Raw genomic sequence first — 12,548 nt, forward strand, 5'->3', positions numbered from 1 at the left:
GAGACGATACTTTTATTTTATGCACTTGTTGAGCATTTGAACAAGAATTGTCCTCAGAATCAGCAAACAATCACAGTAAAAAAGGTAAGGAAAATCAATTCCTTACCTGATGATTGTAGCCTTTTGAAAACAAATTTACACTTTTGCTGACTCTTTAACTAACTTATCCCAACCCAATTCCTTGAGGTTATTGTTGCGACGCAGGGGACGAGTAGCTAACTCTAAAATATCTCGCGCATTGGTAAAACCGTGGATTTGAGCAAAAGTAAATTCTACCGACCATTTAGTGTTAATTCCCCGCGCTTCTAAGGGATTTGCATGGGCCATTCCTGTAATCACTAAATCTGGTTTTAACTCGTAAATGCGCTGAATCTGATTGTAGTTATCAGGTTTTTCGATAATTTTCGGGATGGGAACACCCATATCATTACAGGTTTTTTCTAGTAATGCTAATTCGGCTGCTTGGTAGCGTTTATCCATGTAGGGAATACCGATTTCATCACAAGTCATCCCGCAACGAATTAGGAAACGTGCCAGAGAAATTTCTAGTAAATTATCCCCCATAAAGAAGACCGATTTACCGCGCACAAGTTGCAGATAATCCTCTAAACTTTCCCAAATTTTTGCCTCTCTTTCCTCTAATCCCTGGGGTTGTACTCCCAAAACCGAACAGATTTTTTCTATCCAAGCGCGAGTTCCATCCGGACCGATGGGAAAGGGTGCGCCAATTAATTTACACTTACGACGACGCATTAAAGTGGTGGCAGTTCGTGATAGAAAAGGATTGACACCAGCGACATAATAACCTTCCTCAATTACCGGTAATTCGGTAAACCGTTTTGCTGGCAACCAACCATCTATTTTAACTCCTTGTTTTTTCAATTCTAGGGTTAAATTAGTCACAATCGGGTCGGGAACGGAACCAAATAAAACTAAAGGAGTATGGTCTTGATATTCCGATTCTTCCTGTTTAATTTCTTCTTTTTTCCGTCCAAAAGTTAAGAGTTTTTGGATGGCATTCCGTTCTTCTTTGTCGTTTTCATGCTTAACTTTTTCGGGACATTTATGCACCATGGCAGCGAGGACGGTATCTTCCCCTTGGGTAAAAGCATAATCTAAACCATTAGCGCGCGCTGTCACGATAGGAATACCGATTTCTGACTCTAGTTTCGGTGCTAATCCTTCCAAGTCCATTTTGATAATTTCGGTGGTACAAGTACCGATAAAAACGATAACGCTAGGGTTTCTATCTCGTTTAATTTGTAAGCAGAGGCGTTTTAATTCTTCGTAGTCTTTTAGTTGAGCGGAAATATCCCCTTCTTCTAATTCAGCCATAGCATAACGCGGTTCGGCAAAAATCATCACCCCCATAGCATTTTGCAGGAAGTAACCACAGGTTTTTGTGCCGATAACAAGGAAGAAACTATCTTCGATTTTTTGGTATAACCAAGCGACACAGCTAATCGGACAAAAGGTGTGATAGTTGCCAGTTTCACAATCAAATTGTAAAGCGCTCGGTTCTTGAATAGCGGTCATGTTTTTGGGGTCTCCTTTAACTTGGTTTATTTAGGTTTTCTCGTTGTAACTCTTGGCGGATTTTTTGCAGTACAGGATCCTCAGTAGGATATACAGAATTACTTAATGCTCTTTCTTTCTTTTCTAGTTGTTTCTTCTCAGGATCAAAGTTTAATCCTAAAACTTCTAGAAGTTTGTCTCCATCGTAATTAAGCTGACAAAAGGGATACATCCACACTGATAATTGAGATTCTAAAACGGTCATTGCACCTATAATGATGTAAAAATTCGGACGTTTACCTCCGTCTGATGTTTTTCGCCACCAGCCTCTAGAATCCATTAAAGACTTAATCCAAGATTGATTGTTTTGGTAGTAATCTAACCATTTATCGGGTAAGATTTTTAGCAATTCCTCAAAAATAATTACTTTGTTTTTTTCGACTGATAATTGTTTTTCTCGGAATCCGTTGAGATCTTCAGTGTGCGAAGTAGAAATCAGTAATTCTTTTTCCGATTTTTCCAACTCCTTTTTTTCAGAATCAAAATTTAGTCCTAAGACTTCTAGCAGTTTGTCCCCATCGGAACTAAGTTGACACAAGGGATACATCCACACTGATAACTTAGGTTCTAAAGCTGTTGCTGCCGCTATAATTATGTCAGCACTAGGACGTTTACCTCCGTCGGGAGTTTTTCGCCACGAACCTCTAGAATTCATTAAACACTTAATCCAAGCTTGATTATTTTGGTAGTAATCTAACCATTGCCTCGGTAAGTTGGCTTTTAATTCCTCAAAGTTGCTCATTTTGTCCCCTTGGCTGAATAATGATGTTCTCTCTATTATAATTCCCAATAAGAGGGAAAAATTATCATCATCGAGTTGGGTGGTGGGCCAGGTTTTCCTTAACCCACCAGACGAGATTTTTTCCGGAATTAAACCATCATTAGCTCTAATTCTGCCTCGGCGTTAACTTTGGGTTTATCGGCATTAAGATAGAAATCCGATAATAAAGTGAATAACTCCCGGTCGGCAGATTCTTTGGGAATAACTCCTTCTGGTTTGGCTAAAATCTGATCGGCAATGTTGAGATAATAGTCACAAACGTAACTTAACATCGGATCCTTGTCGGCCATTTCAAAGAGAGTTTGACCTTTAACTCTGGAGACGCGAATATCTTCAATTAAGGGTAAAACTTCTAACACTGGCATGGGAACATGATCCACATATTTATTAATTAAATCGCGTTTTGAGGTGCGATTACCAATTAATCCGGCTAGTCGCAGGGGATGGGTGCGCGCTTTTTCGCGGACGGAAGCGGCGATGCGATTGGCGGCAAAAAGAGCATCAAAGCCGTTATCCGTGACAATTATGCAGTAATCGGCGTAATTTAAGGGTGCGGCAAATCCCCCACAGACCACATCCCCCAAAACATCGAACAAAATCACGTCAAATTCATCAAAAGCGTTCAATTCTTTTAATAATTTCACCGTTTCCCCGACGACGTAACCGCCACAACCGGCACCGGCCGGAGGGCCACCCGCTTCCACACATTTGACACCACCGTAACCGTCATAGATAACGTCTTCGGGCCAGATGTCTTCGTAGTGAAAATCTTTTTCTTGTAGGGTATCGATGATTGTGGGAATAAGAAAGCCTGTCAGAGTGAAGGTGCTATCATGCTTGGGGTCACAGCCTATTTGTAGGACTTTTTTGCCTCTTTTGGCTAAAGCGGCCGAAATATTACAGCTTGTTGTCGATTTACCGATGCCACCTTTTCCGTAGACTGCGAGTGTTAAAGGCATGGAAGTTCTCCTAAATGTACGCTTGAATGGTGAGTTTGTTTATCAGTGCTTTGATCGTAATTATTGACCATCTCCCCACCCCTTGGAAAGAGGCTCAATTTTTATCTGCTATAGCTAGAGTGAGATTGAAAGCGTAAAAATTAGATTAATAATTTTTTAGAGCTTATAGAGTTTATGAAATTGATAAAAACTTATAAAAACAGCTTTGTTTATATATTTACTTTAAATACAAACAATAAACAAAAAACGTCAAAGCTTTGCAAAAACTCGATAAACAGCGTTTTACCGTGGCAAACCAGGACAAAAAGGGTCAAGATAGAGGCAGCCTAGAGACCGATGTCAGATTTTCGTGAATAATCATTACAATTTTCCCCGTCAGAAGATTAAATAAATCGATCCTGAGAAGGATGCCGAAAAAGCCTGTAGTAGAATTAGAGGAAAGTACCTGTAGGGTTTCCTATGCGAGTTAAGCAGAAAACGCTGACTACACTCTTATTAGAGAATAAGGCTCCTAAATATCGTCCTTTTCTGGCGTTTTTTCTGGCTGGGTTTCCCTTGCTCTTTTTAGCATATTTGGTTTCTTTCCAGCGCGCTTATCTCAACTGCATGAGGTTAGGCACAAAAAGAATAGATTGTCAATATGTCCAAGAGTATAATTTTCCTGTTTCTAGTCGGGAGAATTTTTCTTTAACTCACATTAAAGCTACGGCTGTCTATCAGGAAGTTTTTATCAGTGTTGAGCAGAAAAAAACTGTTAATAACACGGTTTTGTTGGTGGGAAGAAATAACTATCTCTACATCGAGAATTTTCGAGATGTGCAGTCAGCTAGTGATTTTAAAACTCGATTTGAGAGTTTTGTGAATAGATATAAAGCTCAGGAAATTATTGCCAAAAGTCCCCTAGATACCTTGTCAGCAATGCTAGAACAGCACCATAATTATCCCTATTATCTCTGGGGTATGTTATGCTTATTGTCAGGTTTATTGTTACTTTATGATGTCAGCTATTGGGAGAGTTATGTCTTTAATCAGGGTACCGCTACCCTAACCCGTAAGCGACAACATTTAATTTTTAGAAGTGAAAGTGATTATCTTCTAGGGAGAATTGTTGAGGCAAAGGTGGAAGATTACAAAGGCTTTTTGGGGTCTAATTACCGACGGATTATTTTAACCCTAGCGAATGGGGAAAAAATTATTCTCAATAGCCGTTTACTGGAATCTATCAGTAACGGAAAAAGGGAAGAAAAAATCCTGGCAATGATTGCCGAAAAGTTAAACTTAACTCAAGAGTAAGTGTTAATCTAAGTAAATGCGCTCAAATTCTAGTTATTTAAAGTCTCTTTTTTTCGGTTTCCTATTAGTCACCGTGTTAGTTTATATATTGCGCGGCATGGGAATATTATCTTTTTTACCCGGAGGATTAATTTTGTTATTAATTCTGTCCTCCGTGGTGACGGGAATTATCTACGGAATCGATAAAACCCGCCGTTTTTAGGAAAATATTGGCTCTTCCTTCCAGACAGAAACGAGAAGGCTGCATCTCATTTTTGTAAATCTACTAAGTTGGGATTTTTAAGGGGAAACTCTCGGCTAAAGTCGGGCGTTACTTTCGATTTTATCACTCAATCCAAGCTTTTGGGGGGTTCTACCCCCCAAACCCCCCGTTGGGGACGCAAGCGCCGTCCCCAAACCCCTCGCGCATTAGTTTTTCGGTGGGATGCTTACACGCAGCTGCTGATATATCTGTAATAATTTAAAAGTCACTCGACCGAATCTAAGACCTAATTGGTTAAGCTAAAAGCTTTGATGTGCCTAGTTTCTAACCTTCTTTTTAGGTAGGAGAATTGTCAGATTCTGTCTTTTGCCTCTTGCCTTCAGAAGCTGATAATTGCTGATTGTCGGTATTTCTGCAAATATGAGATACACTCAACGAGAAGAATCCAACGGTTCTAACGTCAATGTCAAGATTGTGGTCGTCAGTTTCTGAGCAATCTTATCGATAAAAATATCGGCTGCATCTCCTATTTGTGATATGAGATGCAGCCATTGCCAAAGGCTAACACACCTAGGCTAATTAACCAGGGACTAAAGAAGATTTGAGAGCAAAAATTTTCTCGATTACCTCTTCTACCACCTTATCGGGAGTGGAAGCACCGGAAGTCACTCCGACGATAATTTTTCCCTCATTTAACCAGTTATCGGTGATGATTAAATCACCACCTAAAGGTTTATGTTCGATGCGATTACCGGGGAGAATGCGCTCGGCACTATCGATATGATAGGAGGGAATAGCACGCTCGATCGCTATTTCCTGTAGGTGAGTGGTATTAGAGGAATTATAACCGCCAATTACCACCATTAAAGAAAGCGGTTCTTTCACCAGTTCAAACATGGCATCTTGACGCTCTTGAGTGGCATCACAGATGGTATTAAAACTCATGAAATGATCTTTAAAATCGATCGGTCCGTACTTTCTCAACATAGTATGCTCGAAGAGTTTGCCAATTTCCTCCGTTTCACTTTTCAGCATCGTGGTTTGATTGGCAATACCGATATAATCTAGATCACGATCGGGATCGAAACCCTGGGAATGGGCATTTTTAAACTTCTCTAAAAACTCGTTTTTATCGCCACCGTGGAGAATATAATTAGCGACATCATTAGCTTGAGCCAAATTTAAAACGATTAGATAAGTGCCGGCAAAAGAGCTAGTGGCGATCGTTTCTTCGTGATTATATTTCCCGTGAATAATCGAAGTGTGGGCGCTTTTTTTGTGTTTTTCCACGGAATTCCACACCTTAGAAACCCAAGGACAAGTGGTATCCACAATCATGCAACCCTTGTCGTTAAGTATTTGCATTTCCGAGACACTAGCCCCAAAAGCGGGTAAAATCACCACATCCCCCGATTCCACCACACTAAAGTCTTTTTGGCCATTTTCCACCGGAATAAAACCCACAGCCATGGAGCGCAGACGCTGATTAACCGAGGGATTGTGAATAATTTCGTTAGTAATCCAGAGACGTTCCTGGGGAAAATGTTGACGAGTTTCGTAGGCCATGGCGACCGCGCGTTCTACCCCCCAACAAAAACCAAAAGCTTGAGCGAGATAGATCGTCACGTCCCCCCGTTGTAAACGATAATTATTTTCACGAATTTCTTGGATCAGGTCGCTTTGATACTCATTGGTCATCGCATCCATTACTTCCTCTTTGTGACCGAATCCCTTGCGGTTATAGTTATCCGATTGCTGTAGGGTGCGTTTAAAGGATTTTGTATCCATGATTCTCTGATAGGGGTATTGGTGGCGCTAAATTGGGCGAGACAGTAGCTTGCCATATATTAAAAATACCTTATCTAGTCAGCGCAGGGGGTCTTTAGAGACTAGAGAGAAATTCCTCATCGATATCGTAACCAAACTGTTGAGCGAAAAATTTTAAGCGAGATAAAGCAGGAATTTGCTGACTTTTCAGCCAATCAGACAAAATAAAGAGTTTTTGCATCACAAAAATCTCTAAAGCTTCGGGGTTATATTGAATTCCTTCCCCGCGATGGAATTGATGGGGGACCAACATAGCAGCATAACGGGCGATTTCTCCCTTTTTTGGGTCAAGAATAAAGATTAACCAGGGATAAACCGCATCTAAACGCAGAAACCACAGCCTGACTTCTGGTATCTCCGATAATTCCCGCATATCACCCTCTGCGCGAGGATAATCTATCTCTAATTGTAGAGCTTGTTCTAGTTCGGCGATCGCTGATCGGGACTGATAATCTTGAATAATAGTCTCTAAGGATGAGAGATCGAGATTTTGAATCTGATTGGGGTTAAGAGCGATTTTGACAGTCATAGGGGCAAATAAAAGGTTATATCGGGCGAAATTACGGTTTTTTATCCCCAGATCGGCAATGATCTATCTCAGAAAATACTCTCGATCGGGACAAAAAAACTAAGTATGACTATTCTCTCACTCCGGAGTGAGAGAGGGAAACTGGACTAAAATCCCCAAGGTTGGATTTCTCCCACAATTTAACCTCCCTTGCACACCGGGTTTTTTAGATTGATAACTATTAGGGTGATATTGTCCTCGTTTGCTCATCAGTTCCGCTTGACAAAGAGCTAATCGATGACTAATTACTATGGTTATTTTATCGGTGGCTAAAGTGCGAAACATTTGCTAGATTTCCTATTCTGCATTAGCAGCAGGGGAGGCAGTCGGTTTCTCAAAAATGACCAATTCTCAGGATAATTATTTTAGAGGATTTAACCCTTTTTCCCTTAACTTAATTAAGTTCAATCCATCGGGATTATCAAAGAGAGTGATATCGGGGAAATTAGCTACTTTATCAATTACTTTACCCTAGAGAAATCCTCGAACTCGATCGCGCAAAGAAGCAAAGAGTAAACCGGTAATCGTGGTGAGGGAATCGGTGAACAAGCTCAGGAAAATTAATCCGCTCACACTTGCGACTACATTTAAAACAAACAACGGTTGAGTCTTCTCTGACGAATAATACACATTATTACAGTCCCCGGCACTCGAACCAGGAATAAAGGTACAATAGAACTGTAGAGATCTGGAGGGTTGCTATGTTTACACACAACTTAGATGACAAAAAACTGTCCCTCGATCTAGAAGGGAAAACACTGCGAAAATTCACCTATCGTCCACCAAAAATCTACCACCTTGATCGCCCTAGCAATTTATCAATGGAAGGGAATTCAAGGATTGTGGGATTTAGAAGGAAAATTTGCCCTCGTTATTCTTGATGCAAGTCCTGCGGCAACATTTCCTAGGCATTGCTGATGTCGAAAGTGGCAGTCGCATCAGCAGTTCCCTGGCTGTGATCCCATGGTTGCCACCAAGCAACTGAAGTATGACTAGGATATCATCCCGGAGCGGCAAGGGAAACTGGACTAAAATCCTCATGATTGGATTTCTCCTACAATTTAACCCCCTCTGCACACTGGGGGTTTTTTAGTCAGCAAAATCGGTAACTAGGGACACGAATAAATTAGTCAATTTATGGGAAAATAAGCGCATCTTCTCCGCTTTTATCCCATGCAGGCCGACTTTTTTACTAATATCCTCTTACCCGTTGCCCTAGGCGTTTTAATGTTAGGCATGGGATTAGGATTAATTCCCGCCGATTTTCAGCGTATCACCCGTTATCCCAAAGCAGTCCTGATCGGTTTAGTCAATCAAATTATTATTCTACCGATCGTCGGCTTTATTATTGCTTCTCTTTTGCCTCTCCAGCCAGAAATTGCCGTCGGTTTAATGATTATCGCTATTTGCCCCAGCAGTCCTTCCTGCAATGTTTTAACCTATTTAGCTAAGGGAGATGTGGTCCTTTGTGTTACTTTAACGGCTTTTAGTAGCATCATCACCATTTTCACAATACCTTTTTTAGCTAGTTTAATTCTCCAGCATTTTATGGGTGAAAGTGCCGCCATCTCCCTACCCATTGGTTCCACTATGGCGCAGATATTTTTGATTATAGTTTTACCCATGATTATCGGTATGACTATCCGCCATTACTTCCCTTTACTGGCCAAAAGTCTGGAACCGATAACTAATCGTTTAGCCGTGATTTTTCTAGCGGTTATTATCTGCTTATTAATCCTGAGAGAATGGCAACGTTTACCTTTATTTATCGCTCAAACTGGCCTGGCAGTGATCATTTTAAACACGACTGCTTCCCTAATTGGGTTTTTCAGTGGTCGTTTATTTCAATTAACTATTCCCCAAAGAATTTGTATCGCAATTGAAGTAGGTATTCAAAGCGGCACTTTAGCTATTGCTATCACTGCCGGTTTATTAAAGAATCCCGATCTAGCCATTCCCGCAATGGTCTATAGTTTATGGATGTATGTCAGCGCTTTTATTGCTGTTTATTATGGTCGCAAAAAAGCAGCTTTGGTAAAATAGGTAAATGGGGTGATAGGGTGATGGGGAGAAGGGAGCGGGATACTTTTTCCGTTATTAGTAAACATTACTCAGTAATAATATTCGATTATTGGCCGAGTTTTTCGGTTACTTGAATCGCTTAAAAGCTTGGCTCTGTGTTTTCTTTACTCCTCGATTAATTCATTAGACCTCTTGTGAAAATCAAAAATTGTTGTTAGGGTTAGGCTTCGGCCGTGAGCTCAGCCGAACGGAGTCAGTAGCCAGTAGTCAGTAGTCAGGAGAATTAAGAATAAATAATAATCAATTAAATAATCTATTTACAGATTTTATGCCATTTAATCCTTATTTTTGCCGTTTTTGAACCCTGAAACATTAATTATGCAAGAGGTTTATTACTTTTCTTTTCTATATACTCAACTTAATCGATCGATAAATTCTCTGTTGTCATCCGTTTTTACTTGTCATTTCTGTTTTCCCGTTCCCGAGAGTAACAGAAGAGGGATAGGTTACACCTCGCAGCCTTCCCTTCCCCGCTTCAATAGCCGAGTTTGCTACTACATTAGTACAAAAGATCGGCACACATAAACAGTTATAAGATTGGTCGGGATTGACCTTTTCTAGGCAGCCGAGGTGCTAAAAACTTTACTAGGCGCTTATTTCAGGTATGACAACCCTATTTGATGCCTGAACATTTCCCACTGATCGGAAACGCCGTAATCTAGCGCTTGCATTAGTCTAGACATTACAATAGAAAAGAAGGATTATTCCCAGAAATCATGACACTGCTGACGGTTCGATCGCTCAAAAAAGACTTCGGTATCAAGGAAATTCTCAAAGATGCGAGTTTTAGTCTCGATGATCGCGATAAAGTCGGCCTGATTGGTACGAATGGATCGGGAAAATCGACCCTGTTGAAAATGATCGCCGGATTAGAAGCGATCGATGGCGGCGAAATTCAAATCAATTCGGGGATGAAAATCGTCTATTTACCCCAGCAACCCGATCTAGACGACGATAAAACGGTTTTAGAGCAGGTTTTCGCCGATAGTGGCGAAAGTATGACTTTAATCAAGGAATACGAGGAATTGTCCGATCGCCTTGTCCATGAGCCAGAAAATCTGGATACTATTATGGAACGTTTGTCAAGGGTTTCGCAACAAATTGATCAACTTGCCGCCTGGGATTTAGAAACCAATGCTAAAGTTATTTTAAGTAAACTGGGCATCGATAATTTTAATGCTCGCGTGGGCGATTTATCGGGGGGATATCGCAAAAGAATCGCCATCGCTACCGCACTTTTAGCCGATCCTGACTGTTTATTGATGGATGAACCCACAAACCATTTAGACGCGCTTTCCGTGGAGTGGTTACAGAGTTATTTGTCCCGTTTTCGAGGAGGATTATTATTAATTACTCATGATCGCTATTTTCTCGATCGAGTGACTAATCGCATCATTGAAATCGATCGGGGAGATTTATCTACTTATTCTGGTAATTATGCCTATTATCTAGAAAAAAAAGCTTTAGCGGAAGAATCGATCGCCAGTAGTCAACGCAAACACGCGGGAGTTTTACGACGGGAATTAGAATGGTTATCCCGGGGACCAAAAGCGCGCAGTACCAAACAAAAAGCGCGGATCGATCGCATTCAAGCAATGGGGACTAAGGAATTTAAACAGGTGGAGGGAAAAGTCGATATTGCCACCGCAGGAAGACGCATCGGCAAAAAAGTTATTGAAGTAGAAAAGATATCGAAAGCTTACGGCGATCATACTTTAATTAAAGATTTTACCTATATTTTTACTCCCGAAGATCGCATCGGTATTATTGGCAGTAATGGGGTAGGAAAATCTACTCTCATGGACATTATTACCGGGAAAACTCTCCCCGATTCAGGCACGGTTGACATCGGTTCCACTATTCATATTGGTTACTTCGATCAACAATCCGATGATCTCAATATCAACGAAAATCAAAGAGTGATCGAATATCTGAAAAGTGTGGCCGAATTAGTCAAAACCCTAGACGGTAGCGTTATCACCGCTTCCCAGATGTTAGAAAAATTTCTCTTTCCTCCCGATCAACAGTATGCACCAATTTATAAACTTTCTGGAGGAGAAAGACGACGCTTATTTTTACTACGAGTGTTGATGAGTGCGCCTAATGTTTTAATCTTAGATGAACCCACCAATGATCTCGATGTGCAGACGTTAGCAATTTTAGAAGAATATTTAGAGGACTTTAACGGTTGTGTGATTGTCGTTTCCCATGATCGCTATTTTCTCGATCGAGTAGTTGATACTATTTTTGCCTTTGAAACCGGGGGGAATATCCGTCAATATCCGGGTAATTATTCCCTTTATCTCGATCAGAAAAAAGAGGAGGAGGAACCAAAAGAAAAAAAAGTCACCCCAAAAACTGTTAAAGCTTCTCCGTCACCCGTCAATAAGAAAATCTCTTTTAAAGAGAAAAAAGAATACGAAGATATCGAGAAACAAATACCAATTTTAGAAGCAAAAAAAGCTGAAATTGAACAGGTACTTTATGGAGAACCCCTAGAAGATTTTACCAAAATAACCGCTCTGACCGAAGAATTAGCTCAATTGAGTCAAAAAATTGATAATTTAACCGATCGCTGGTTAGAATTAGCGGAAAAATTAGGCTAGGATAATCCCTATTTTCCCGATCAATTTAGTTAAAACCGAGTGATAATTTCCGGTGAATCATCCTCATCCATGATCAGATCTGCCGACTCCACCCGCAAGAGTGCCAAATTATCGTTAACCACCCCTTGAAGATAGATTTCCCCCATCCCTTCACCCCCTAGATCGATCGAGCCGAAAACTTGACCGGTTTTGGTATTAAAATTAAACTGAAAATAATTAGCCGAGGAAATTCCCTCGCTGACATTATCGTATTTAGCGATCTCTTGACCACTGTTATCATAAAAAGATACCTGAAAATCTTCTAAAACTTGCGTTTTTCCCGAACCTTTTTCCGAAAAGATAGTCGGGGCCGTTTTTTCATCATAACTAAAAGAACCTTTAGCTGTATAGCCCCCTTCCCCCGACCATTGAAAATCGATCGTCACCGCTAAAACCCCTTGGCTATTCATGTTAGCAACTAAAAGCCAAGCTAATAGTAAAGTCAATATCATCTTTTTCATGGTCAATCTGAACTATAAGTACCTAAGCAAAATTAATTACACATCTAAGCCACTACTCCGTCAGACTTCTGGTGTGAGGAAACAGTGAACTGAAAACTCAAATCCGATCCCTAATAGCTGTCTCCCGTCTCCCGTCTCCCGTCTCCCGTCTCCCG

11 protein-coding genes are annotated in these 12,548 nt (G+C 40.7%); 4 read left to right on the top strand and 7 right to left on the bottom strand.

Translation table 11 applies throughout. The features are described from left to right. Positions 1-135 precede the first annotated feature (135 nt). The 3 genes from O9334_RS19375 to bchL form a co-directional block, all read right to left on the bottom strand. Complete coding sequence (locus O9334_RS19375; RefSeq protein ID WP_045360104.1) at positions 136-1,536, bottom strand: ferredoxin:protochlorophyllide reductase (ATP-dependent) subunit N; 1,401 nt, start codon at positions 1,534-1,536, stop codon at positions 136-138. Between the two features lie 16 nt (positions 1,537-1,552). Then, positions 1,553-2,317 carry a DUF5331 domain-containing protein gene (locus O9334_RS19380; protein WP_190380267.1) on the bottom strand — a complete coding sequence of 255 codons (765 nt, stop codon included), beginning with the start codon at positions 2,315-2,317 and terminating at the stop codon, positions 1,553-1,555. 128 nt (positions 2,318-2,445) lie between these two features. Next, positions 2,446-3,315, bottom strand: a complete 870-nt coding sequence (gene bchL / locus O9334_RS19385) for a ferredoxin:protochlorophyllide reductase (ATP-dependent) iron-sulfur ATP-binding protein (RefSeq protein WP_045360101.1) — start codon at positions 3,313-3,315, stop codon at positions 2,446-2,448. Between the two features lie 459 nt (positions 3,316-3,774). Here bchL and O9334_RS19390 point away from each other — a divergent pair, with 459 nt between their 5' ends. Both O9334_RS19390 and O9334_RS19395 read left to right on the top strand, forming a co-directional pair. Beyond that, entirely contained in the window at positions 3,775-4,608 is an 834-nt protein-coding gene (locus tag O9334_RS19390; protein WP_045360099.1) for a hypothetical protein, read from the top strand. 16 nt (positions 4,609-4,624) lie between these two features. Further along, positions 4,625-4,810 carry a hypothetical protein gene (locus O9334_RS19395; RefSeq protein ID WP_002798718.1) on the top strand — a complete coding sequence of 62 codons (186 nt, stop codon included), beginning with the start codon at positions 4,625-4,627 and terminating at the stop codon, positions 4,808-4,810. A 579-nt stretch (positions 4,811-5,389) separates the two neighbouring features. Here the strand turns inward: O9334_RS19395 and O9334_RS19400 are convergent. The 3 genes from O9334_RS19400 to O9334_RS19410 all read right to left on the bottom strand — a co-directional run bounded on the left by O9334_RS19400 (position 5,390) and on the right by O9334_RS19410 (position 7,490). Beyond that, on the bottom strand, positions 5,390-6,598 hold the full coding sequence (locus O9334_RS19400; protein WP_190381221.1) for a 4-hydroxy-3-methylbut-2-enyl diphosphate reductase: 1,209 nt from the start codon (positions 6,596-6,598) through the stop codon (positions 5,390-5,392). A 94-nt stretch (positions 6,599-6,692) separates the two neighbouring features. Next, entirely contained in the window at positions 6,693-7,166 is a 474-nt protein-coding gene (locus O9334_RS19405; protein WP_045360095.1) for a CRR6 family NdhI maturation factor, read from the bottom strand. A 117-nt stretch (positions 7,167-7,283) separates the two neighbouring features. Further along, positions 7,284-7,490 carry a hypothetical protein gene (locus O9334_RS19410; RefSeq protein WP_045360093.1) on the bottom strand — a complete coding sequence of 69 codons (207 nt, stop codon included), beginning with the start codon at positions 7,488-7,490 and terminating at the stop codon, positions 7,284-7,286. Positions 7,491-8,378: 888 nt separating this feature from the next. Here O9334_RS19410 and O9334_RS19415 point away from each other — a divergent pair. Together O9334_RS19415 and O9334_RS19420 are read left to right on the top strand one after the other, a co-directional pair. Further along, positions 8,379-9,248 carry a bile acid:sodium symporter family protein gene (locus O9334_RS19415; protein ID WP_045360089.1) on the top strand — a complete coding sequence of 290 codons (870 nt, stop codon included), beginning with the start codon at positions 8,379-8,381 and terminating at the stop codon, positions 9,246-9,248. 755 nt (positions 9,249-10,003) lie between these two features. After that, entirely contained in the window at positions 10,004-11,893 is a 1,890-nt protein-coding gene (locus tag O9334_RS19420; protein ID WP_288001925.1) for an ABC-F family ATP-binding cassette domain-containing protein, read from the top strand. Between the two features lie 29 nt (positions 11,894-11,922). Here O9334_RS19420 and O9334_RS19425 read toward each other — a convergent pair whose 3' ends face one another. Next, positions 11,923-12,393 (bottom strand): hypothetical protein, encoded by a 471-nt coding sequence (locus O9334_RS19425; RefSeq protein ID WP_045360086.1) that lies wholly within the window; start codon positions 12,391-12,393, stop codon positions 11,923-11,925. Between the last annotated feature and the right edge of the window lie 155 nt (positions 12,394-12,548).

It is taken from the genome of Microcystis sp. LE19-8.1F (assembly GCF_027531715.1).
In the GTDB taxonomy this organism is placed as follows: domain Bacteria; phylum Cyanobacteriota; class Cyanobacteriia; order Cyanobacteriales; family Microcystaceae; genus Microcystis; species Microcystis wesenbergii_A.

What these genes read in the sequence shown, in the direction of transcription:
- O9334_RS19375 (WP_045360104.1), bottom strand. Translation starts at nt 1,536, where the DNA reads ATGACCGCTATTCAAGAACCGAGCGCTTTACAATTTGATTGTGAAACT.
- O9334_RS19380 (WP_190380267.1), bottom strand. Translation starts at nt 2,317, where the DNA reads ATGAGCAACTTTGAGGAATTAAAAGCCAACTTACCGAGGCAATGGTTA.
- bchL (WP_045360101.1), bottom strand. Translation starts at nt 3,315, where the DNA reads ATGCCTTTAACACTCGCAGTCTACGGAAAAGGTGGCATCGGTAAATCG.
- O9334_RS19390 (WP_045360099.1), top strand. Translation starts at nt 3,775, where the DNA reads ATGCGAGTTAAGCAGAAAACGCTGACTACACTCTTATTAGAGAATAAG.
- O9334_RS19395 (WP_002798718.1), top strand. Translation starts at nt 4,625, where the DNA reads ATGCGCTCAAATTCTAGTTATTTAAAGTCTCTTTTTTTCGGTTTCCTA.
- O9334_RS19400 (WP_190381221.1), bottom strand. Translation starts at nt 6,598, where the DNA reads ATGGATACAAAATCCTTTAAACGCACCCTACAGCAATCGGATAACTAT.
- O9334_RS19405 (WP_045360095.1), bottom strand. Translation starts at nt 7,166, where the DNA reads ATGACTGTCAAAATCGCTCTTAACCCCAATCAGATTCAAAATCTCGAT.
- O9334_RS19410 (WP_045360093.1), bottom strand. Translation starts at nt 7,490, where the DNA reads ATGTTTCGCACTTTAGCCACCGATAAAATAACCATAGTAATTAGTCAT.
- O9334_RS19415 (WP_045360089.1), top strand. Translation starts at nt 8,379, where the DNA reads ATGCAGGCCGACTTTTTTACTAATATCCTCTTACCCGTTGCCCTAGGC.
- O9334_RS19420 (WP_288001925.1), top strand. Translation starts at nt 10,004, where the DNA reads ATGACACTGCTGACGGTTCGATCGCTCAAAAAAGACTTCGGTATCAAG.
- O9334_RS19425 (WP_045360086.1), bottom strand. Translation starts at nt 12,393, where the DNA reads ATGAAAAAGATGATATTGACTTTACTATTAGCTTGGCTTTTAGTTGCT.